This window comes from Rhodobacter capsulatus, from assembly GCF_052363175.1.
In the GTDB taxonomy this organism is placed as follows: domain Bacteria; phylum Pseudomonadota; class Alphaproteobacteria; order Rhodobacterales; family Rhodobacteraceae; genus Rhodobacter; species Rhodobacter capsulatus_D.
On the sequence record NZ_CP198946.1, the window covers coordinates 550,114 to 571,572 of the forward strand.

Here is a 21,459-nt window from a genome sequence, read left to right on the forward strand (position 1 = left end):
TTCCATTTATCTTGCCGGAAATATCCCACGGGGGTGCGGGGGTGTGAAACCCCCCGCCGCTGCGGCGAGATCAGCCGCCCATCCCGAACCATTTTGCCCAAAGGCCCGCGGCCCAGAACATCAGGCTCAGCGTCATCATCAGGATGCCGAGCCCGAACTTGTCGCGCAGCGCAAAGACGATCGGGTCGTAATCCTGCTTGCCGAACCAGCCAAGCGCCACCATGCGCACCAGCCACCAGCCCATCGGCAGCATCGCCAGCCACAAAAGCCAGGTGTCGGGGTAAAGCATCCGCCCTTGATCCGAGATCGAATAGAGGAAGAAGATCACCAGCGCGCCGACGACGCCGATCCCGGCGACGTTGAGCAGATCGCCCCGATCCGGGCGACCATAGCCGCGGCCGGGCAGGGGCTCGTCATTCGTGGCGAGCGTGAGTTCGGTCAGCCGCTTCACGCAGCCAAGGCTGAGGAAGATCGGGAAGATGAAGATCAGCATGTAGATCGAGACATCGACCGCCGCGGCTGCCGCCCCCGCAATGACGCGGATCGTGTACAGCGCGGCCAAGGTGGTGATATCGACCCAGCGCATCCGCTTCAGCTTCAGCGAATAGGCGAGCGAGGTGATCATGTAGAGCACGATGATGCCGAAGAAGCTCGCGTTCAGCGCCGCGGCGATGCCAAGGGCCGCGGCGGCGAGGCCGAGGAAGGCGATCATCCCGACCTTGATCGGCACTGCGCCGCAGGCGAAGGGCCGGTGGCACTTCGTCGGATGCAGCCGGTCGGCCTCGAGATCGAGCAGGTCGTTGACGATGTAGATCGACGAGGCGGCAAAAGAAAAGGCCAGCATGCCGAACAGGATCGGCACCAGCGTTGCGGCATCGAAGCGATGCGCCGCGATCATCGGCAAGAGCAGAAGGACGTTCTTCACCCATTGATGCGGCCGGATCGCCTTGAAAAGCGCCTTGGGCGCCCAGCCGCCGGGCAGGGTCACCACCCCGATGCCCCGTGCGGGCAGGGACTTGGCCTCGGAGACATGACCGACCACCACCGCGGTTTCGGCATGTTCCCAGACCGCCATGTCCGTGGCCTCGTTGCCGGCATAGACGAAGCCGCGCGGCCCGAAGGCCCGCACCAGCGCCCCGGCCTTGGCCGCCCCTTTCAGATTGACCCGGCCGTCCGAGGCAAAGACCCGCTCGGACAGGCCATGATCCGCGGCGAGCTGCGCCACCAGTAACTGGTCCGAAGCGGAGGCCAGACAGACTTCGCGCCCCTCGTGCAGGGCGTCGATCACCACCTCTGCGACGGCGGCATTGACCGGCATCAGATCTGTGCGCAGCGGCACCAGCGCGGCCAGCTCCGCCTTCAGTCGCGCCCGGTCGCCAAAAGAGGTCGCCGCAAGGCGCAACGTGCCGATGGGATCGCGGCCAAGACCGGCCCAGAACCCCTCGTAGAGCAGATCCGTGGTCAGAAAGGTGCCGTCGACATCAAGCACCAGCGGTTTGTCGTTGCTCATTCTCATCCCTTCGATGCGAAGACGCAGCCGTCGGTGACCAGTTCCGGCGGGCTCAGGCAGAGCCCCCGCGCCACCTGCCAGGCCGCCAGCACCTTGGGCACATAATCGCGTGTCTCGGCATAGGGCGGAACGCCGCCATTGCCCTTCACGGCGTTTTCCCCGGCGTTATAGGCGGCGATCACCATCAACGGATCGCGGTCGAATTCCTTCATCAGCCAGTCCAGATAGGCGACGCCGCCCTTGATGTTCTGGCCCGGATCGCGGCTGTCGGCGACGGCAAAGCGGGTCGCCGTGGCGGGGATCAGCTGCATCAGCCCGACCGCCCCCGAATGCGAGACCGCATCCGCCTGCCCGCCCGACTCGGTCGAGATCACCGCGAGCACCAGCGCCGGCGAGACCTCGGTGCCGATCGTCGCCGCGAGGATGTCGCGGCCATGCGTCTGTGCGATCGCCTGCAGATTGGCCAGCCGTGGTCCCTGAACCGACTGCCCGCCCGGTCCCATGCTCAGCGCGTCGAGCGCTTGCTGGAACCGTCCCGAGCGATCCGCAAGATTGGGCGACACCACGCTCCAGAACCAGGCATAAGAGGCGGAACCGCCATCGGTGGGCCGCGTCGAGACAGATCCGGTGGCCGGGGGCGGCGTTGCGGTGATCGGCGCGAAGGGCTTGGCCGCCTGCGCGGCAAGGGCCGCAGCCTGTTCCTCGGGATCGATCTGGATGGTGAGGAAACGTGTCTGCCCAGCCTTCGGCGGCAGCACGCGCCGGGGCTCGAAATGATGGACCGTCGGTGTTTTCGGACCGATCTCGGCGAAAACCGGCACGACCGAAACGGTCGCGCTCAGGGCGAGACTGACAACGAATATACGGCGCATGTGCGCGATCCTGCTCTTGCGGTCCGATTTCGGACCCTTTGTCCGGCCTGCACCGGTTGCCGTCACTATTCCCGAAATGGTCGGAAAAACCAAGAAAAACGCGTTTTACCCCTGCAACCAGCCGCGCATTGGCGCCGAAGTGTTGCACGAAGGCTTGTCCGTGCCGGGCCTGCTGCCCCGCTTGGGAGGCTTGCGATCAGGTCTTTGCGTTGCCGCAGCGGGTCGGACCCGCAGGACCGGCATCCGTCAAATATTCGCATCGAAGGCGCTTTCTTTAGCGTCTTCTTGATGAATTTCTGTCGCCGCGAAGATTTCTGGAAGCTGCCCAAATCGGGTCAAGATTCGACGCCACAACGTCCTCATACCGCGATGCAGGGAAACACAAGACACCCGACAGACACCGCGGCAGCCAGCATGTCGAACCTACACCCAAGGAGACCCCAGATGAACTTCTTCAAACTCGCCCGCAAGATCCGCACCGAAGAAGACGGCGCCGTGACCGTTGACTGGGTCGTGCTGACCGCTGCTGTCGTCGGTCTTGGCGCGGCTGCCCTGACGCTCGTGCGCACCAACACCGGCACGCTGACCACCAAAGTCGGCAACTATCTTGCCTCGGCTTCGGTCAACACCAGCTTCTGATCGCGTCGCAAGACAAGATCTCAAAGGCCGCCCCCGAGGCGGCCTTTTTGCTTTTGCGATCAAGATCAGTCTTGCCGATTCGTCTTGATGCGCGCGTCAGAAACCGCCTGTGGCCGACGGGATAGTTAATATTTCATTTTCCCCGACGCCGATTTGGCCTTGCCGCGAAGATATACTTCTTGCGCCCCAATCGCGTCACGATTCACCGCCATAACAAACCCATCCCGCGAGGCTGGAAACAAGCGAAGCCCGGCAGCAGCGCGGCAAACCCCAAACCAAGGAGACATCCGATGAACTTCTTCAAACTCGCCCGCAAGATCCGCACCGAAGAAGACGGCGCCGTGACCGTTGACTGGGTCGTGCTGACCGCTGCTGTCGTCGGTCTTGGCGCGGCTGCCCTGACGCTCGTGCGCACCAACACCGGCACGCTGACCACTAAAGTCGGCAACTATCTTGCCTCGGCTTCGGTCAACACCAGCTTCTGATCGCGTCGCAAGACGAGGATCGCAAAGGCCGCCCCCCGAGGCGGCCTTTCGCATTTTCATAAGTCTTAGATATGCCTGAAAGAAAAACCGTTAAGGCCTATTAGCGTCATTTTCGTTTGCCAGGGTTCAGTCATACGCGAGGCATTATGCTTGGCATTTCCCAGCTGCTCCGCATCCACACGACTTCAGGAGAGACGAGATGAAATTTTTCAAAATGGCGCGCAGGATTCGCACTGAGGAAGACGGCGCTGTGACTGTGGACTGGGTCGTGCTGACTGCCGCTGTTGTCGGAATCGGGGCCGCCGCGCTGACGCTTGTGCGCACCAAGACCGGCACGCTGACCACCAAGGTCGGCAACTATCTGGCCTCGGCTTCGGTCAATACCAGCTTTTGATCCGTGCTCATGCGCCGGAAGGGTCGCCGCAAGGCGGCCTTTCCATTTTGGCTGGCGCGACATTCGGTCGACTGCAATGTTGTCGCGCAACCAGAGCGCGAAAAATATTCGTTAATGCCTTATTAATGCCGTTTTTCGTGGCGATAGAGGGGGCGCCGGGTGAAACCGGATTTTGTAGAACATCGGTTTCGCGCGTCTTTGGTAGCAGGAGTTAATGATATGAAGTTCTTCAAGATTTCCCAAAAAATCCGGATCGAGGAAGACGGGGCTGTAACCGTCGATTGGGTGGTGCTGACCGCGGCCGTTGTCGGTATGGGTGGCGCTGCGCTTGGCATCGTGCGCACCAAGACCGGAACCCTGAGCACCAGCGTCGGCAATTATCTGGCGTCGGCCTCGGTCAAGACCAGCTTCTGAGACATCTGACCCAGCGGGGCAGCTTCGGTTGCCCCGCCGCGATGGCGGCGCGGCCATCTTGGAATTTCGCCGAAAAAAATGCGCCGAGATGCCCCAATTACGCCGCCTTGCTTGTGCAGACACAGTCTGGAATGTCGCAGGCCGCAAGGAGAGCAGGAATGGGGAAGAGCATGACACGAGCAAGCTGGGCCTGGATCCTGTGCGAGGAAGAGGGCGCGGTGACGGTGGATTGGGTCGTGCTGACCGCCGCCGTCGTCTCGATGGGCATGATCGCCGGGACGATCGTCTGGACCAACTCCGGCAGCGTCGCGCGCAACGTTTCCTCCTATATCGGCTCGCAATCGGTGGTCACCACCTTCTGAACCCGGGCCAGAGGTGCGCCGCGCCGGGGTTTGGGCTGCGGTCATGAAATCGCCCGATTTCACATCGAGTATCCGCAACGGTATTTTGGCTGAAGTCTCGGCCGGGAAAGGAACATGGTGAGCCGATGCGCATGGTTGTCGCTCTTGTGCTGGTTTTGGGGGTCGCCCTTGCCGGGGCCGCCGTCTACATGGCGCAACAGCAGATTTCGCAATTCCAGAGCGAACGCGACATGCTCATGGCAGAGCAGGCGAATGCGCCGCAACTGGTCGATGTGGTGGTCCTGCGCCGTGCGCTGGCCTATGGTGAGCGGTTCACCGCGGCCGATCTCGGGGTGATCAAGATGCAGGAGGGCCATCTTCCCGAAGGCATCTTCCACATCATCGCCACGCCGCAGGACGCGCCGGAAGAGGCGCAGGCCGCCTCGGTTTTCCCGGGGGGCGAGACCCGTCCGCGCGCGGCCCTGCGCTCTTACGACGCCTATGAGGCGATCCTTGCCAACAAGATCACGGCGCCCGGTGTCGATGCCGGGATCATGGCGACGCTGTCGCCGAACATGCGCGCCTTCACGATTTCGGTGAACGCGACCACCGGCGTTTCGGGTTTCCTGCGGCCGGGCGACCGTGTCGATGTCTATTGGTCAGGCGAGGTGAAGGGCGAAAAGGTGACGAAGCTGATCGACACCAACCTGCGGCTGATCGCCATCGACCAGAGCGCCGATGCCGACCGGTCCGAGGAAACCAAGGTGGCGACCACGGTGACGGCGGAAGTGACGCCCGAACAGGTGGCGGCCCTCACGCTGGCGCAAGGCACCGGAGAGCTGACGCTTTCGCTTGTGGGGATGCAGAACACCTCCGATCCGGGTGCGATCGAGATCGATCGCAACAAGCTTCTGGGCATTCAGGTGCAGGAAGCGGTGAAGGTCGAGTCGGAACGTGTCTGCACCGTGAAGATGCGCAAGGGCACGGAACTGGTCGAGACGCCGATCCCCTGCAAGAACTGAAGGATCGCGGCCCGGGCGCATCTGCTGTGCGGTCCGGGCCGATCCGGCATGAAACAGGTCGGAAAACCGGTTGATTCTTGCAATAAAACAAACATTCGGGCATTGTCGGTGCCACACGGGTGAAAATCACCGATACCGGGCGTCAGATCCGGGCATAGCAGTGTGATCGGAGAGGCAGGATCACCATGAAGATGAAGAGTTTTCTTGGCGCTTGCGCGATGGGTATCGTGCTTGCGTCCGGTCTGTCGGTCCCGCTGTCCGCGGAAACGCTGCGCATTGTCTCGGGCACGGGCAGCACGCCTCTGGCCGTTCCGATGAACCGGGCTGTGGTCGTGGAAAGCGACAAGCCGTTCTCGGAATTGTCGATCGCCAACCCCGGCATCGCTGATGTCACCACCCTGTCGGACAAGACGATCTACGTGCTTGGCAAGGTTCCGGGCCGCACCACGATGACCGTTCTGGGCGCCGACGGCTCGCTCCTGTCGAACGTCGAAGTGCAGGTCACCCCCGACATTGCCGAGTTCAAGGAACGCCTCAAACAGATCCTGCCCGGCGAGAATATCGAGGTCCGCACCGCCAACGACGGCATCGTTCTGTCTGGCACGGTCTCCTCCTCCGCGAAGCTCGACCGTGCGCTTGATCTGGCCAAGCGCTATGCGGGCGAACGGGTGTCGAACCTGATGAACGTCGGCGGCACGCAGCAGGTGATGCTGAAAGTCCGCTTCGCCGAAATGCAGCGCTCGGTCTCGAAGAACCTTGCCTCGTCGCTGGCGATGAGCGGCACGGTGGGCGGCGGCAGTGCCAAGACCGGCGTCGTCACCGGCACCGGCAACTTCACGGCGGATGGGGCGATCTCCAACGCCTTTGACAATGGCACCTTCCCGATTTCCACCGGCACGCAGGGCGCGATGGGGCTTGGTTTCACCGTCGGCAACATGGAATTCGGCGTGCTGCTGGAAGCGCTGGAAAGCAAGGGCATGGTCCGTACGCTGGCCGAACCGAACCTGACCGCGCTGTCGGGCCAGCAGGCGAAGTTTCTGGCGGGCGGCGAATATCCGATCCCGGTCGTGGACGACAGCGGCGTGTCGATCGAATACAAACCCTTCGGCGTCGAGATGACCTTTGTGCCGCGCGTTGTCGAGGGCGATCTGATCAACCTCGAAATCGCGGCGGCCGTGTCGGCCATCGACACCTCGGTGACGATGACGAACAACGGCACCACTGTGAACGCCTTCAAGCGCCGCGAGACCTCGACCACGGTCGAAATGCACGATGGCGAAAGCTTTGCCATCGCCGGTTTGCTGCAGGACGATTTCAACGATCTGAACAGCCAGATTCCATGGCTGGGCGATGTGCCGGTGCTGGGCGCGCTGTTCCGCTCGACCGCTTACGAACGCAAGCAATCCGAACTTGTCATCATCATCACGCCGCATCTTGTCACGCCTACCCATGGCGAGGCTCTGGCGCTGCCGACCGACCGCGTGAAGCTTCCGAGCGAATCTGACCTGTTCCTGCGCGGCAAGACCGAAGGCGGGGCTGCGGGCGAAGTTGCCAAGCAGGACTTTTCCGGCTCCTATGGCTATGTGATGGAGTGACAGGATGCAGGGTAGGGGCCAGACCATGCGCTATTGGGTGATCGTGGCGGGCGCATTGGCGCTGGCAGGATGCGGCAGTTCGGAAGTGGGCAGCCAGTATGAAACCGGCGGTTTCGGCAATGCCACGATGAACAACACGCTGGTGATGACGGGTCAACGTGACTTCGCCATCAGCCTGACTCGCAAATTCGCGCAAGATGTGCCGAATACGGTCAACTTCGCCTTCGACTCGGATGTGCTGGACGGGACCGCCCGGGCGGCGCTTGTGCAGCAGGCCAACTGGATCAAGCAATTCCCCGAAGTGAAGTTCCGCGTCTATGGCCACACCGATCTTGTGGGCTCGGATGCCTACAACAAGGCGCTTGGCCTGCGGCGTGCCAAGGCTGTGGTCGCGTTCCTGAACGCGCAGGGGATTTCCCGCGCACGGCTTGAGGCGGTCGTGTCTTATGGCAAGACTCAGCCGCTCGTCTATGATCCGGGCCCGAACGTGCAGAACCGCCGGACCGTGACCGAGGTGTCAGGTCTGGTCAAACGCGCGCCGCAATATCTCAACGGCCAATATGCCGAGCTGGTGTTCCGCGAATATGTCGCCTCGGCAACGACGCCGAGCACGATCAGCCTCTCCACGGGCACCACCAGCGGTGGCAGCGGTGGCAGCGGTGGCGACAGCGGCGGCGCGTCCCAGTAAGCTTCGCGACCAGGGTGATCTCGGGCGGGCTTTGGCAACAAGGCTCGCCTGTTTTGTTGATCGTCGCCAAAAATCCCACAATTGGAGCAATCCGGCCCAAATGTCGCCCAGATTGGTCGCGACCTTTGGAAGGCAGGAAATGGCACGTCCTCTGAGTCGTGCCCCTTCCGTGGCTGGCCGGTCGGTGTTTTGCCCGGTTCCTGTCACGGAATGCGTAACAAAGGACCGAGGCAATGAGTGCAGCAGCAAGTCTTTCTCCGGAACCGGCCCCGATCGTGGCCTGCACGGTATCGCGCGACGTCTCTAATTTCGACCTTCTGATCGAGGACATGGAAGCCGAGCTCGGTGAAAGCTGGGGCGATCTGACCTTCGAGGATGCGGTGGTTTTCCTCAATCAGCCCGATGCCGAGATGCTGGAATTCGTCGCCATCGCCGTCGACAGCGAAGATGAAAGCAATCTGGCGCGGATCTCGGGCATCATCGGCACGGCCAAGGAAAAAGGCATCCGGGTGATCCTGATCGCCGAGGAGGTCAGCCCGATCGCCCTGCACCAGCTGTTGCGTCTCGGCGCCGATGATTTCGTACCCTATCCGCTGCCGGAAGGCGCGCTGCACGAGGCGATCGAGCGTCTCGGCCAACCCGATCTGCCGCCCGAGATGCCCGGCGTTCCCGCGGCGCCGCCGAGCTTCAAGAATTCGGGCGGACGCGATGGCGTCGTGCTGCCCGTGCATGGCCTGTCGGGCGGGGTGGGGGCGACGACCTTCGCCGTGAACCTGGCCTGGGAACTGGCTTCGCCCGAAGCCTCGAAGAAATCCCCGGTGCAGCCGCCGCGGGTCTGCCTGCTTGATTTCGATCTGCAATTCGGCTCGGCCTCCACCTATCTCGACTTGCCGCGCCGTGATCTGGTGTTCGAACTCTTGCAGGACACCGCGCACATGGATGTCGAAAGCTTCAATCAGGCGCTGTTGACCTTCAACGACCGGCTGCATGTGCTGACCGCGCCGTCCGAGATGCTGCCGCTCGACATCGTCACCGCCGAAGATATCTCGCGCATCATCGAGATGGCGCGGACGAATTTCGACTTCGTGGTGATCGACATGCCGACCACCGTGGTCAGCTGGACCGAGACGGTGCTGAGCCAGGCGCATCTTTACTTCGCGCTGATGGAGCTCGACATGCGCTCGGCGCAAAATACGCTGCGGATGATCCGCGCGCTCAAGGCGGAAAACCTGCCGATCGAGAAGCTGCGCTTCGTTCTGAACCGCGCGCCGAAATTCACCGATCTTTCGGGCAAGTCCCGGGTCAAGCGGCTGGCGGAAAGCCTCGATATTTCGATCGAGCTGCTCCTGTCGGATTGCGGCCGCATCGTCACCCAGGCGAATGACCACGGCTTGCCGCTGGCGCTCTCGGCGGCCAAGGCGCCCTTGCGCAAGGAAATCCAGAAGCTCGCCCAGTCCATTGCCGATTTGACCCGCGCCACTGAGGCCGCCACGGCCTGAACGGCTCTCCGGAGTTAGCCCATGTTCTCGCGTTACAAGAAACCCGCCACCGGTGCGCCCACACCCGCCGCGCTTGCCCCGCGACCTGCCGCCGCTCCCGCGGCTCCGGCTGCGGCCAAGGCGCCGATTGCCGCGCCCGCCGAGGCGCCGAAAGCGGCTGTGCAGCGCAAGGTGATGCCGGGGGCTCCGGTTTCGCCGCAAGTGGCGGCGGCTGACAAGGATCGCAAGCGCAAGGAACGGATGGGCGAGCTCAAGGTCGAGCTGCACAAGCGCCTTCTGGAAAACCTGAACCTTGCCGCGCTCGAACATGCTTCGGAGACGGAGCTGAAAGCCGAGATCGCCGCAATCTCGGGCGAGGCGATGACCGAAATGTCGGTCGCCCTGAACACCGCCGAACGGCAAAGCCTGCATCAGGAGCTTTACGACGAGGTGATGGGCCTCGGGCCCCTTGAGCCGCTTCTGAAGGACGAGACCGTTTCCGATATTCTGGTGAACGGGCCGAACCAGATTTTCGTTGAACGCTTCGGCAAGCTGCAGCTCAGCGATGTCACCTTCAAGGACGAAAAGCACCTGCTGCGGATCATCGACAAGATCGTGTCGGCCGTGGGCCGCCGCGTCGATGAAAGCAACCCCTATGTCGACGCCCGTCTGGCCGATGGCTCGCGTTTCAACGCGATGGTGCCGCCGATCGCCGTCGATGGCTCGCTCGTCTCGATCCGGAAATTCAAGAAGGACAAGCTCGCGATTGACGATCTTGTCCGCTTTGGCGCCTTCACCGAAGAGATGGCCGCCTATCTGCAGGCCGCGGTTGCGACGCGGCTCAATGTGATCGTCTCGGGCGGGACGGGCTCGGGGAAAACGACGACGCTGAACGCGCTGTCGTCCTTCATCGACAACTCCGAACGCATCCTGACGATCGAAGACACGGCCGAACTTCAGCTGCAACAGACCCATGTCGGCCGGATGGAAAGCCGGCCGCCGAACGTCGAGGGCAAGGGCGCCGTCACCCAGCGCGACTGCTTGCGCAACGCCCTGCGGATGCGTCCCGACCGGATCATCGTCGGCGAAACCCGCGGCGAGGAAGTGATCGACATGTTGCAGGCGATGAACACCGGCCACGACGGCTCGATGACGACGATCCACGCCAACAACGCCCGCGACGGCATCTCGCGTCTGGAAAACATGGTGGCGATGGCGGGCATCGAAATGCCGCTGAAGGCCGTGCGCAGCCAGATCGCCAGCGCCGTCAACCTGATCGTGCAGGCCTCGCGTCTGCAGGACGGCTCGCGCCGCATGGTCTCGATCACCGAGCTGACGGGGATGGAAGGCGACGTGATCTCGATGCAGGAGATCTTCCGCTACGAACGGCTTGGCCTTGCGCCGGATGGCAAGATCATCGGCCGCTTCACCGCCACGGGCGTGCGCAGCCACTATTCGGACCGGTTCCGGCAATGGGGCTATGACCTGCCCGCCTCGATCTACGAACCGGTTCAGGACTGACGGGGGAAGCACGCATGATCATTTCCGCCACGCCGATCATCTATGGTCTGATCTTCGTCGCCGTGCTTTTGCTGGTCGAGGGCATCTATCTGCTCGTCTTCGGCAAGTCGATCTCGCTCAACAACCGGGTGAACCGCCGCCTCGAGATGCTCGACAAGGGCCAACGGCGCGAACAGGTGCTCGAACAGCTCCGCAAGGAAGCGACCCAGCATTCGAACGCCCAGGGCATTCCGCTCTATTCGCTGCTGGCCTCGAAAGCGCAAAAGGCCAATATCGCCTTCTCGCCCCCCGCGCTGATGGGGGTGATGGCGCTCGTCAGCTTCGTGGCCTTTCTGGGCCTGACGCTCGGCACGCAAGCCTCGACCCCGGTCCGGGCCGCTTTGGCCGTTCTGATGGGCGTGGGCGGGGTCTATTTCTGGATCAACGGCAAGGCCAACAAGCGCCTGAAACTGGCCGAGGAACAGCTGCCCGATGCGGTCGAGCTGATGGTGCGCAGCTTGCGCGTCGGCCATCCCTTCGCCTCGGCGATTCAGGCGGTGGCAAAGGAAATCCCCGATCCGCTTGGCACCGAATTCGGCATCATCGCCGACGAGGCCGCCTATGGCCGCAACGTCGTCGACTGTCTGCGCGATCTGGCCGAGCGGCTCGACATGCAGGATCTGCGCTTCCTCGCCGTTGCCGTGTCGATCCAGCAGACCTCGGGCGGCAACCTTGCCGAGGTGCTCGAAGGTCTGGCCAAGGTGATCCGCTCGCGCTTCCGGCTGTTCCGCCGTGTCCGCGCCATCACCGCCGAGCCGAAATGGTCGGGCATCTTCCTGTCGGGCTTTCCGGTCGCGGTGCTGGTGGTGATCCAGGTGGTCTCGCCGAACTATTACGACGGGGTCAAGGACACGCCCTCGTTCATTCCGGCGGCGCTGATCGTCTTTGCGCTGCTCGGGGCGAATGTGCTGTTCATGAAGGTCATGACGACGATCAAGGTGTGAGGAGGCCGGAATGTCCGTAAATGCGATCACCGAGACGCTGACCAACATGCTGGGCCCGATGGGCCCGGTCATTGTCGTTGCGGGCCTTGGCGCGGTCCTGATCCTTGCGGCGCTGCCATCGCTTCTGTCGAAACGCGAAGACCCGCTCGACAAGCTGCGCAAGAGCGTTGCGGCAAGCAACGGTCTGACCACGGCGACGCAGAAGACGCAAAAGCTGCGCAACACCGCAGGACCCGACAAGCTGCAGAAATTCGCGGGCTTTCTGGAGCCGCAAAACAAGGAAGAGATGTCGGAAAGCCGGAAATGGCTGCAAAAGGCGGGCTATCGCGGCCCGCATGCGGTGCGCCATTTCCACGCCGTGCAATTCGCGCTGGCGATCGGTCTTTTGATCCTCGGCGTGCTTTACGTGCTGTCCTACAATGCCGGGCATGAAGTGCCGCTCGACTCGACCAAGGCGGTTCTGGCGATCATCGGCCCGGCCGTGCTTGGCTATTACGCGCCGCGCCGCTGGGTGAACCAGCGTGTCGATGCCCGCACCGCCGAGATGCAGAACGGCTTTCCCGATGCGCTCGACATGCTTTTGGTCTGCGTCGAGGCGGGCCAGTCGCTCGATCAGGGCATCATCCGGGTGTCGAAGGAACTTGCCACCTCCTATCCCGCGCTCGCCGAGGAATTCGAAACCGTCGCCCACGAGATCAAGGCCGGTCTCGACAAGCCTTCGGTGCTGCGCGCCTTTGCCGATCGCTCCGGCGTGCCCGATGTCGCCTCCTTCGTGACCGTGATGATCCAGTCGCAACAATTCGGCACCTCGATCGCCGAGGCGCTGCGGCTTTACGCGGCCGACATGCGCGACAAGCGGATCATGCGCGCCGAGGAAGCGGCGAACAAGATCCCGACCAAGATGACGCTGGGCACGATGCTCTTCACCGTGCCGCCGCTGCTCATCATCCTTGTCGGTCCCTCGGTCCATGATATGATGGAAAACTTCAAAGCCTTCAGTCAGATGTGATCCATGGGCCTTTCCTTTCGCGCTTTGGGCGCGGCACTGTCGCTCTGCCTTCTGGCCGCCTGCATGTCGGGCGGCCTTGGCGCATCGAAGGGCAGCCCCTTTGCGCCCGGCGCGGCCGAGGGCGAGGGCGTGGACGGGCTTCTGGTCGGGCACCGGCTGATGGCGGCGGGGGAATATGAACTCGCGCTCAAGGCCTATTACCGCGCTGCCGCGGAAAAGGGGGCGACAGTCGACGTGCTTTCGGCCATCGGCTCGGCGGATCTCAAGCTTGGCCGTCTGGGGCAGGCCGAACAGATCCTGCGCCGCGCCACCGAAAAGGACGAGCGCTTCGTGCCCGCCTGGAACAACCTCGGCGTCGTGCTGATGGAGCAGGGCCACCCGGCCGAGGCGGCACGGGTCTTCCAGATCGCCTATGGGCTCGACAGTGGCGATTCTGACTCGATCCGGCAAAACCTGCGTCTGGCTCTCGCAAAAAAAGAGAAACCTGATTATGATCCGCCCACGGACAGACCGTTCAAGCTGGTCCGGCGGGGGGTGGGCGAGTACCTTCTGCTGACCGAGCAGTGAGGCACGAGCAAAAGGACGCAGAAACATGCGCCACCCGATCTTTCTGGCCGCCCTTGCGGGCGGAGCCCTTGTCCTTGGCGGCTGCATGGGCAACGACAAGGCCGAGGTGAACAAGGCGCTCGACTCGGTCAATGCCGTCGACGCGACGAACCTTTCCGACATCATGCTCACGGTGGGCGACCCGCGCGAGGCGGTGAGCTATTTCACCCGCGCCACGAATGAACACCCCGACCGGATCGATCTGCAACGCGGGCTCGCCAAGTCGATGGTGCGGGCCGGGCAGGCCGAGGCCGCGATCGGCGTCTGGAACCGCGTCCTGACCATGCCCGCGGCAAATAACGACGACAAGGTTTCGCTGGCCGACGCGCAGATCCGCGCGGGCAAATGGGACGACGCCAAGGCGACGCTGAACACCATTCCGCCGACGCACGAAACCTTCGAGCGCTACAAGCTCGAGGCGATGGTGGCTGACAGCGAGAAGAACTGGAAGAAGGCCGACAGCTTCTATGAAACCGCGGTCGGGCTGACGACGCGGCCGTCGAGCGTCTTGAACAACTGGGGCTTCTCGAAGTTGACCCGCGGCGATGCCAAGGGCGCGGAAAGTCTCTTCTCCGAGGCGCTGACCTACGATTCCGCCTCGTTCACCACCAAGAACAACCTGGTGATGGCGCGGGCAGCGCAGCACAAATACGACCTGCCTGTCGTGGACATGACCCAGACCGAGCGCGCGAAGCTGCTTTACACGGCGGCGCTCTCGGCGATCAAGCAGGGCGACGTGGCGATCGGCAAGGGGCTGTTGCAAGACGCGGTCGATACCTCGCCGGTCTATTTCGAAGAAGCGGCGCGGGCGCTTGAAGCGCTGGATGCCGGTGGCAAGCGGAGCTGAGATGCTGGGGCTGGGTGTTTCGCAAGCGGCCTTGGCGTTGTTCGTCGCCGTGCTGCCGATCTGCGGTTGGGTGATCTACACCGACCTGAAGTTCATGAAGATCCGCAACGTGGCGGTGCTGGCGCTGATCGCGGTTTTCGCGGTCGCGGGCTTTCTGGTCCTGCCGTTCGAGGTCTGGATGTGGCGCTGGGTGCATCTGCCGGTGATCCTCGTCATCGGGCTCTTGCTCAACATCGCGCTGGGCGTGGGCATGGGCGACGTGAAATTCGCCGCCGCCGCCGCGCCGTTTTTTTCCTCGGAGCCGGGGCGGGTGATGCTGGCGATCGTGCTGTTGCAGGGCTGCCTGATCCTGGCCTTCGTCGCCCATCGCATCGCCCGGGCGATCCCGGCGGTGCGGGCGGCAACGCCCGACTGGGCCAGCTGGGGCCACAAGAAGTTCCCCTTCGGACTTGTGCTTGTGGGGACGCTTCTGACCTATCTCGGGCTGATCGCGGCGATCACCTGACGGTGGCCGCCGCCTTTTGCGCCTGATCCCCAAGGCTGCCATGCGCGCTCCACCAGCCCGGGTGACTTGCGGCAAGGGCAGCCTGCGCCGCTTCCGCCTCGGCTTCCGAGCCGAACAGGCCAAAGCAGGTGGCCCCCGATCCCGACATCCGCGCCAGTTTGCAGCCGGGCAGGGCGGCGAGCACGGCCAGCACCTCGGCAATCACCGGCGCCTGCGCCACGGCCGGAGCCTGAAGATCGTTGCGCTGATCGGCCAGCCAGGCGATGCAGGCCCCCGCATCGGCAAAGGCCGGGATCTCGGGCAGCGGCGGGTTGTCCTTCACCGTCAGCGCCTTGAAGACCGAGGGCGTCGGCACCTCGACGCGCGGATTGACCAGCACGGCGGGCAGGGCGGGCAGGCTGACCGGGGTCAGATCCTCGCCGATGCCGCGGGTGCGGGCCGGGCGCGGGTCAAGGCACATCGGCACATCGGCCCCGAGTTTCAGCACCGCGGCCGCATCGGGCAGGGGCTGGCCGGTCAGCGCCGCCATGCCGCGCAGCGCCGCCGCCGCGTCGGAGGAGCCGCCGCCAATCCCGGACGCCGCGGGCAGGCATTTCTCAAGCGTCACCGCCGCGCCTGCACCAAACAGGGCAGCCGCCTTCAGCACGAGGTTCTCCGGCCCCTCTGGCACGGCTGCGCCCTCGGGGCCGCTGACCTTCAGCCCCAGCCCCTCGGCCGGGGCGAGCGTCAGCGCATCGCCCACGGGCGAAAAGGCGACAAGACTGTCGAGCAGATGATAGCCATCGGCGCGCTGGCCGGTGACATGCAGGGCAAGGTTCACCTTGGCGGGGGCAAAGACGTCAATTCTGGGCATGTTCGGGGTGCAGCGGTTTTGCACCTTCCTCCTTCAGCACGACATCCAGTCCGACCTCGAGCTTGCGGCGGACACGGTTCAGGTCCAGATCATCCGCCGGACCAAGGTTGAGCGCCCGGCGCCACTGGAATTCGGCCTCGCGGCTGCGGCCCACGGCCCAGTAGACATCGCCCAGATGGTCATTGAGCAGCGGATCGGCGGGGGTCAGCTCGACCGCCTTTTCCATCTGCGCCACCGCCTCGTCATAGCGGCCCAGCCGGTAATAGGCCCAGCCCAGACTGTCGGTGATATAGCCATCATCCGGGCGCCCGGCGACGGCCTTCTCGATCATCTCGAGCGCCTCTTTCAGGTTCTCGCGCTTCTCGACATAGGAATAGCCGAGGTAATTCAACACCGCAGGCTGATCGGGCGAAAGTTTCAGCGCCTCGCGGAAGCCCTTCTCGGCTTCTTTCCACGCGCCAGACCGCTCCTGCGCGATGGCGCGGGAATACCACAGGCCCCAATCCTCCGGGCGCGGTTCGCCATTCAGGGCAATCGCCTTGTCATAGGCTTTCGCGGCCTCGGCATAGCGTTCCTCGCGGCGCAGGGTGTCGCCCAGCGAGGACCAGGCATTGGGCAGGTCGGGATGGGTGCGGCTGAGCTGTTCCAGCACCTCGATCGCCGCATCCGAGCGCCCGGCCGAGACCATCGCCTGCGCGCGGCCCAGTTCGGCGGCGTAAAAGGCCGGATTGTCCGGGCCGATTTCGGCATAGGCGGCAATCGCCAGATCGAATTGGTCCTGCGTTTCCAGAATATCAGCCGCCAGCAGCGCGGCATCGACATCGTCCGGCTGCAGCCAGAGCGCCAGCCGCGCGTGGATCAGTGCGAAGCCGGGCAGGGAATCCGCATTCAGAGCGAGTGCCACCGACTGGAACACCTCGGCCACGCCGTCGCGGGCCGATCCGATCCGGGTAAAGGGCAGGGTTTCCCCGGCTTCAAGCTGCTTGCGGATCGCGGCAATCTCGGGCGGCAGCGCCGCGCCATAGGCCTTGTCGATCAGCGCGATCGCATCCTGGTCGCGTTCGAGTTGCGACAGCACCTGCACATGCGCCAGAATCCCGCGCCGGGTGCTGTTGAAGTAATCCGCATACTTGCCAGAGAAGATCGCTTCCGCGCTTTCGTAATCCCCTACCAGCGCCGAAGCGAGCGCCCGGTGATACCCGGCAAAGCCGTCGAGCCCGTCAATCTTGCCAAGCTTGTCAAAGGCCTCCATCGCCTCGGACATCTTGCCCGACCCCGCCAGCGCCCAGGCCTTGTAAAGCCCGCTCACCAGCTGACCGGCATCGCCGCCCTTTGCGAGCAGGGCATCCCCGGCGGCAAAATTCCCCGATTTCGCGGCATCGGCCAGCATCACCAGCACCGCCACCTGCGAGGGCTTCTCGGCCTTGACCATCTGCGCTGCCAGATCGCGGGCGGCATCGACATCGCCAAGCGACAAGAGGCTGATCAGCAGCCCTTCCTGCACGCGCCCGTCGGTGGGATCGTCGGCCAGCAGGCGTTGATAATATTTCGTTGCCTCGGCGTAATTGTTGTCCATCGCCGCGGCCTGCGCGGCCAGATAGGCGCCATCATCCTCGGACCGGGCGGCGGTGACAGGCAGGGTCACGCCAAGGCCAAGGGTGGCGACAAGGCACAGGGCTGGCGAAAGTCTCGAAAGGAAGGGCACGGATCGGTCCTTATACTCGGGCTGCCGCAAAAGGTAGCGAGGCCCATCGCCCAAAGCAATCGGGGGAGGCATTCGCCTCCCCCGCAACACGCCGATGTGACGCGCAAGACTCACATATTGGGGTAGTTCGGGCCGTCGCCGCCCTGCGGTGTGGTCCAGGTGATGTTCTGCGACGGGTCCTTGATATCGCAGGTCTTGCAGTGCACGCAGTTCTGGAAGTTGATCTGGAAGCGGGCCTGATCGCCTTCGCCCAGCACCTCATAGACACCCGCCGGGCAGTAGCGCTGCGCCGGTTCCGCATAGTCGCGCAGGTTCACCGCGATCGGCACCGAGGGATCTTTCAGCCGCAGGTGGCAGGGCTGGCTTTCCTCATGGTTGGTGAAGGCGAAGCTGACGTTGGTCAGCCGGTCGAAGCTGATCTTGCCATCGGGCTTGGGATAGTCGATCGGCGCGAAATCCTTCGCCAGGCCGGTATGGGCGGCGTCGGTCTTCTTGTGCTTGAGCGTGCCGAAGACCGAGAAACCGAACAGCGAATTCGTCCACATGTCGAGCCCGCCGAGGAACATCGACGCCCAGATCCCCCACCACGACCACAGCGGCTTGACGTTGCGCACCGGAAGGAGGTCTTTCGCAATCGGGCCGGAGCGGACATCGGCTTCGTAATCGACCAGTTCGTCGCCTTCGCGCCCGGCCTTGATCGCCTTCGCGGCGGCTTCGGCCGCGGCGATGCCCGAAAGCATCGCATTGTGGTTGCCCTTGATCCGCGGCACGTTCACGAACCCGGCCGAGCAACCGAGCAGCGCAGCCCCCGGTACCGTCAGTTTCGGGATCGATTGCCAGCCGCCTTCCGAGATCGCCCGCGCGCCATAGGCCACACGCTTGCCGCCTTCCAGAAGCTGCGCCACCATCGGGTGATGCTTGAAGCGCTGGAATTCCATATAGGGCGACAGATAGGGGTTCTTGTAGTTCAGGTGCACGACGACGCCGATATACACCTGATTGTTCTCGATGTGATAGATGAACGACCCGCCCCCGGCGTTATGGTCCAGCGGCCAGCCCATCGTGTGGCTCACCGTGCCCTCGCGGTGCTTTTTCGGGTCGATCTCCCAGATTTCCTTCATGCCCAGACCGAATTTCTGCGGGCATTTGCCATCCGAGAGGTTGTAGCGCTCGATCAGCTGCTTACTCAGCGACCCACGCACGCCCTCGGCCAGGAAGACATATTTGCCGCGCAGCTCCATCCCCGGCTCGTAGTTCGGGCCGGGCGTGCCGTCCGAGGCCAGACCCATCTCGCCCGCGACGACACCGGCGACGCGGTCGTTGCCATTTGCGTCCTTGTCCCAGACCAGTTCCGAGCAGGACATGCCCGGGAAAATCTCGACCCCCAGCCCTTCGGCCTGTTCGGCCAGCCAGCGGCAGACATTCGCCATCGACACGATGTAATTGCCGTGATTCGACATCAGCCCCGGCATCGGCCAGTTCGGGATGCGGATCTGTCCGGCGGGCGAGAGCAGGAAGAAATTGTCTTCCTTGACCGGGGTTTTGATGGGGGCGCCCTTGTCCTTCCAGTCCGGAATGAGCTTGTTGAGCCCGCGCGGGTCCAGAACGGCGCCCGAAAGGATATGCGCGCCCACTTCCGAGCCCTTTTCGAGCACCACCACGTTCAGATCCGGGTCGATCTGCTTGAGCCGGATCGCCGCAGAAAGACCCGACGGACCGGCCCCCACGATCACCACATCGTATTCCATCGACTCGCGTTCGATCTCGGCCATCTCGGGGGCTCCTTCGTTCAGGCAGCAGCAGCGCGTTCCGGCGTCGTGGTAACGCGAATGGGAACATGAAGCAATTGTTACGCAGCGCCGCGACGCAACAATCTTTCGCATCTGCAGAAAAGACACGCCCGTCCGGATGCGGCACCCGGTCGGCGGAAAACGCCCTGCCACCCTTGACACCGGACCCGCTTGGCGGATTTACCTCACAGGGCTAAGAAGAAGAATTGTCAGCCAGCACAGGTCAAGCACCTCCATGGAAAAGATACCGATGACGCGCGCCGGCTACGACGTGCTCGACGAGGAACTGAAAACGCTGAAGTCCGTGGAACGGCCCGCCGTCATCAAGGCGATTGCCGAAGCCCGCGAACATGGCGACCTTTCCGAAAACGCCGAGTATCACGCCGCCCGCGAAAAACAGAGCTTCGTCGAGGGCCGGATCAAGGAACTCGAATCGGTGCTCAGCCGCGCCGAGGTGATCGACACGGTGAAACTGTCAGGATCGATCAAGTTCGGGGCCACGGTGACGCTGGTTGACGAGGACACCGAAGAAGAGCGCACCTATCAGATCGTCGGGGAACACGAGGCCGATCTGGAGCGCGGTCTTCTGAACATCAAGTCGCCGCTGGCGCGGGCGTTGATCGGCAAGGACGAAGGCGACAGCGTTGAGGTTCGCACCCCGGGCGGCCAGCGCAGTTACGAGATCCTGTCGGTCCGCTTCGTGTAAGCGGATCTGGACAAAGGTAGCGAGATGGGCGAGCCCCAGTCCGAACGCAAGACCCCCGAAAGCGGTGCGGTGGCATGGTCGCCTGCGCCGCAACCGGACGTGCCGTCCCGCCGCACCGAATGGGTGGCGGGCGGTCTGACGGCCCTGTGGCTGGCGCTCGTTGGCGCGTTCTGGCTCTTCATGCCGTCGGGTGATGCGACGGGGCTGAATGTCGCCTCGCTGGTGATGACGGTGGTGGGCGTCGTGCTGCCGGTGGTGATGATCTGGGTCGCTGCCGTGACCGCCCGCACCGCGCAGGAGATGCGGGCCGAGGCGCAGGCGCTCAAGGTCGCGCTTGAGGCGATGCGCTCTGCCTGGCTCAACCAGACCCAGATCCGCGGCGGTCAGGCACTGGAAAAGAAGCTCGACGAGGTGGCGATTGCCGCCCGGCAGGCGGAATCGGCGCTGGCGACGTTCTCGACCCGGCGCGACAATGCGGCGGCGCAGCCGCCAGCCGACCGCAAGGCCGCTTTGGCAACGCCCAAACCCGTGGCCCCGGTCGATGACCAGCCAAGGCTCGCCTTGGGAACGCCCGCCGAGGATCTCAAGCCGCCGGTCTCGGTCGCCGATTTCATCCGCGCGATGCAATTCCCCGACAATGCCGAGGACAAGGAGGGCTTCCGCGCCCTGCGCCTTGCGCTCGAAGACCGGACGATGGCGAAATTGCTGCGCGCGGCGCAGGACGTGCTGAACCTGCTGGCGCAGGACGGCATCTATATGGACGATCTGAAACCTGACCGGGCCCGGCCGGAACTCTGGCGCCGTTTCGCCAAGGGCGAACGCGGTCGCGAGATCGCGGCTTTGGGCGGGGTGCGGGATCGCTCGTCCTTGGCGCTGACCTCGGGCCGGATGCGTGCGGATACGATCTTCCGCGATGCCGCGCATCATTTCCTGCGCCAGTTCGACCGTACCTTCACCGAATTCGAGCAGAACGCCTCGGATCAGGAAGTGGCGGAACTGGCCGAGACCCGCACAGCCCGCGCCTTCATGCTGCTGGGCCGCGTCACCGGCACCTTTGATTGACCGTCCGCGCCGCCGTCGTCTCATGCGCCCTGCGCAAGGTGCGGCGGCCGCTTCTGATGCCAAGGAGCCGTCCATGCCCAAACGTCTGCGCCTGACGCGCCGCTTTCCGGTCTCGCTGACGAATGATGCCTATCGCGTCCTGCACCGCTTCGCCGAAGAGGCCGGGCTGACCCCGGACGAGGCCCTGTGCTTCCTCTTCGAGCATTTCAACTCGGTCACGCATCACGAAAATCTTGCGGTACGGCTGCGGCTCTTCAAGGCGGAACTCGAGGATCGCAAGGCCTGAGGGCGCGCGCGGGACTTGCGGCGGCAAGGGCGTATTTGGGCCAAGAAAAAGCAGGTTCGACACGAGTTGTTAACCATGCGGCGCGATGCTCGCATCACGGTACAGGCTGGCGAGCCGATGACCGTCCAAGGAAAAGCCGCCCCGGCGC

At 63.7% G+C, this 21,459-nt stretch carries 23 protein-coding genes; 18 read left to right on the forward strand and 5 right to left on the reverse strand.

What is annotated here, in order from left to right; all coding sequences use genetic code 11:
- Positions 1-70: 70 nt before the first annotated feature.
- Positions 71-1,510, reverse strand: coding sequence for a UbiA family prenyltransferase (locus ACTTAI_RS03490; protein ID WP_444454336.1), 1,440 nt, complete (start codon positions 1,508-1,510; stop codon positions 71-73).
- Between the two features lie 2 nt (positions 1,511-1,512).
- Positions 1,513-2,382, reverse strand: coding sequence for a lytic transglycosylase domain-containing protein (locus tag ACTTAI_RS03495; RefSeq protein ID WP_444454338.1), 870 nt, complete (start codon positions 2,380-2,382; stop codon positions 1,513-1,515).
- A 444-nt stretch (positions 2,383-2,826) separates the two neighbouring features.
- Between ACTTAI_RS03495 and ACTTAI_RS03500 the strand changes: the two genes are divergently transcribed.
- The 15 genes from ACTTAI_RS03500 (at position 2,827) to ACTTAI_RS03570 (ending at position 14,909) form a co-directional block, all read left to right on the forward strand.
- Positions 2,827-3,021: a hypothetical protein gene (locus ACTTAI_RS03500; protein ID WP_110804951.1), complete on the forward strand. Its 195-nt coding sequence runs from the start codon at positions 2,827-2,829 to the stop codon at positions 3,019-3,021.
- Between the two features lie 290 nt (positions 3,022-3,311).
- Entirely contained in the window at positions 3,312-3,506 is a 195-nt protein-coding gene (locus tag ACTTAI_RS03505) for a hypothetical protein (protein ID WP_110804951.1), read from the forward strand.
- Positions 3,507-3,705: 199 nt separating this feature from the next.
- A complete protein-coding gene (locus ACTTAI_RS03510) occupies positions 3,706-3,900 on the forward strand; it encodes a hypothetical protein (protein WP_444454341.1) in 195 nt (64 codons plus the stop codon).
- A 219-nt stretch (positions 3,901-4,119) separates the two neighbouring features.
- The gene (locus ACTTAI_RS03515; RefSeq protein ID WP_444454343.1) at positions 4,120-4,314 is read left to right on the forward strand and encodes a hypothetical protein; all 195 of its coding nucleotides are present in this window, start codon (positions 4,120-4,122) and stop codon (positions 4,312-4,314) included.
- 170 nt (positions 4,315-4,484) lie between these two features.
- Complete coding sequence (locus tag ACTTAI_RS03520) at positions 4,485-4,676, forward strand: hypothetical protein (RefSeq protein ID WP_444454345.1); 192 nt, start codon at positions 4,485-4,487, stop codon at positions 4,674-4,676.
- Positions 4,677-4,807: 131 nt separating this feature from the next.
- Complete coding sequence (cpaB, locus tag ACTTAI_RS03525) at positions 4,808-5,677, forward strand: Flp pilus assembly protein CpaB (RefSeq protein WP_444454346.1); 870 nt, start codon at positions 4,808-4,810, stop codon at positions 5,675-5,677.
- 185 nt (positions 5,678-5,862) lie between these two features.
- On the forward strand, positions 5,863-7,272 hold the full coding sequence (locus ACTTAI_RS03530) for a type II and III secretion system protein family protein (protein ID WP_444454348.1): 1,410 nt from the start codon (positions 5,863-5,865) through the stop codon (positions 7,270-7,272).
- 25 nt (positions 7,273-7,297) lie between these two features.
- Positions 7,298-7,960 (forward strand): OmpA family protein, encoded by a 663-nt coding sequence (locus ACTTAI_RS03535; RefSeq protein WP_444454349.1) that lies wholly within the window; start codon positions 7,298-7,300, stop codon positions 7,958-7,960.
- Positions 7,961-8,193: 233 nt separating this feature from the next.
- Positions 8,194-9,459 carry an AAA family ATPase gene (locus ACTTAI_RS03540; RefSeq protein WP_444454350.1) on the forward strand — a complete coding sequence of 422 codons (1,266 nt, stop codon included), beginning with the start codon at positions 8,194-8,196 and terminating at the stop codon, positions 9,457-9,459.
- Positions 9,460-9,480: 21 nt separating this feature from the next.
- Positions 9,481-10,959 carry a CpaF family protein gene (locus ACTTAI_RS03545; protein ID WP_444454352.1) on the forward strand — a complete coding sequence of 493 codons (1,479 nt, stop codon included), beginning with the start codon at positions 9,481-9,483 and terminating at the stop codon, positions 10,957-10,959.
- A 14-nt stretch (positions 10,960-10,973) separates the two neighbouring features.
- Entirely contained in the window at positions 10,974-11,942 is a 969-nt protein-coding gene (locus tag ACTTAI_RS03550; RefSeq protein WP_444454354.1) for a type II secretion system F family protein, read from the forward strand.
- A gap of 10 nt (positions 11,943-11,952) precedes the next feature.
- Positions 11,953-12,951 (forward strand): type II secretion system F family protein, encoded by a 999-nt coding sequence (locus ACTTAI_RS03555; RefSeq protein WP_444454356.1) that lies wholly within the window; start codon positions 11,953-11,955, stop codon positions 12,949-12,951.
- A gap of 3 nt (positions 12,952-12,954) precedes the next feature.
- Positions 12,955-13,518 (forward strand): tetratricopeptide repeat protein, encoded by a 564-nt coding sequence (locus tag ACTTAI_RS03560; RefSeq protein WP_444454358.1) that lies wholly within the window; start codon positions 12,955-12,957, stop codon positions 13,516-13,518.
- A 25-nt stretch (positions 13,519-13,543) separates the two neighbouring features.
- A complete protein-coding gene (locus ACTTAI_RS03565) occupies positions 13,544-14,404 on the forward strand; it encodes a tetratricopeptide repeat protein (RefSeq protein ID WP_444454360.1) in 861 nt (286 codons plus the stop codon).
- 1 nt (position 14,405) lies between these two features.
- Complete coding sequence (locus tag ACTTAI_RS03570; protein WP_444454362.1) at positions 14,406-14,909, forward strand: prepilin peptidase; 504 nt, start codon at positions 14,406-14,408, stop codon at positions 14,907-14,909.
- On the opposite strand, the gene ACTTAI_RS03575 is transcribed toward ACTTAI_RS03570, so the two are convergent.
- The 3 genes from ACTTAI_RS03575 to ACTTAI_RS03585 all read right to left on the reverse strand — a co-directional run bounded on the left by ACTTAI_RS03575 (position 14,902) and on the right by ACTTAI_RS03585 (position 19,239).
- Positions 14,902-15,762, reverse strand: a complete 861-nt coding sequence (locus ACTTAI_RS03575; protein WP_444454364.1) for a 4-(cytidine 5'-diphospho)-2-C-methyl-D-erythritol kinase — start codon at positions 15,760-15,762, stop codon at positions 14,902-14,904. The genes ACTTAI_RS03570 and ACTTAI_RS03575 overlap by 8 nt on opposite strands.
- Positions 15,749-17,467, reverse strand: coding sequence for a tetratricopeptide repeat protein (locus ACTTAI_RS03580; protein WP_444454366.1), 1,719 nt, complete (start codon positions 17,465-17,467; stop codon positions 15,749-15,751). Before ACTTAI_RS03580 ends, ACTTAI_RS03575 begins: the two co-directional genes overlap by 14 nt.
- A gap of 110 nt (positions 17,468-17,577) precedes the next feature.
- Positions 17,578-19,239 (reverse strand): 4Fe-4S dicluster domain-containing protein, encoded by a 1,662-nt coding sequence (locus ACTTAI_RS03585; RefSeq protein WP_444454367.1) that lies wholly within the window; start codon positions 19,237-19,239, stop codon positions 17,578-17,580.
- A 253-nt stretch (positions 19,240-19,492) separates the two neighbouring features.
- Here ACTTAI_RS03585 and greA point away from each other — a divergent pair, with 253 nt between their 5' ends.
- The 3 genes from greA to ACTTAI_RS03600 all read left to right on the forward strand — a co-directional run bounded on the left by greA (position 19,493) and on the right by ACTTAI_RS03600 (position 21,311).
- Positions 19,493-19,963 carry a transcription elongation factor GreA gene (gene greA / locus ACTTAI_RS03590; RefSeq protein WP_444454369.1) on the forward strand — a complete coding sequence of 157 codons (471 nt, stop codon included), beginning with the start codon at positions 19,493-19,495 and terminating at the stop codon, positions 19,961-19,963.
- A gap of 24 nt (positions 19,964-19,987) precedes the next feature.
- Positions 19,988-21,025 (forward strand): hypothetical protein, encoded by a 1,038-nt coding sequence (locus ACTTAI_RS03595; RefSeq protein ID WP_444454371.1) that lies wholly within the window; start codon positions 19,988-19,990, stop codon positions 21,023-21,025.
- A gap of 73 nt (positions 21,026-21,098) precedes the next feature.
- A complete protein-coding gene (locus ACTTAI_RS03600; RefSeq protein ID WP_444454373.1) occupies positions 21,099-21,311 on the forward strand; it encodes a hypothetical protein in 213 nt (70 codons plus the stop codon).
- Positions 21,312-21,459 lie beyond the last annotated feature (148 nt).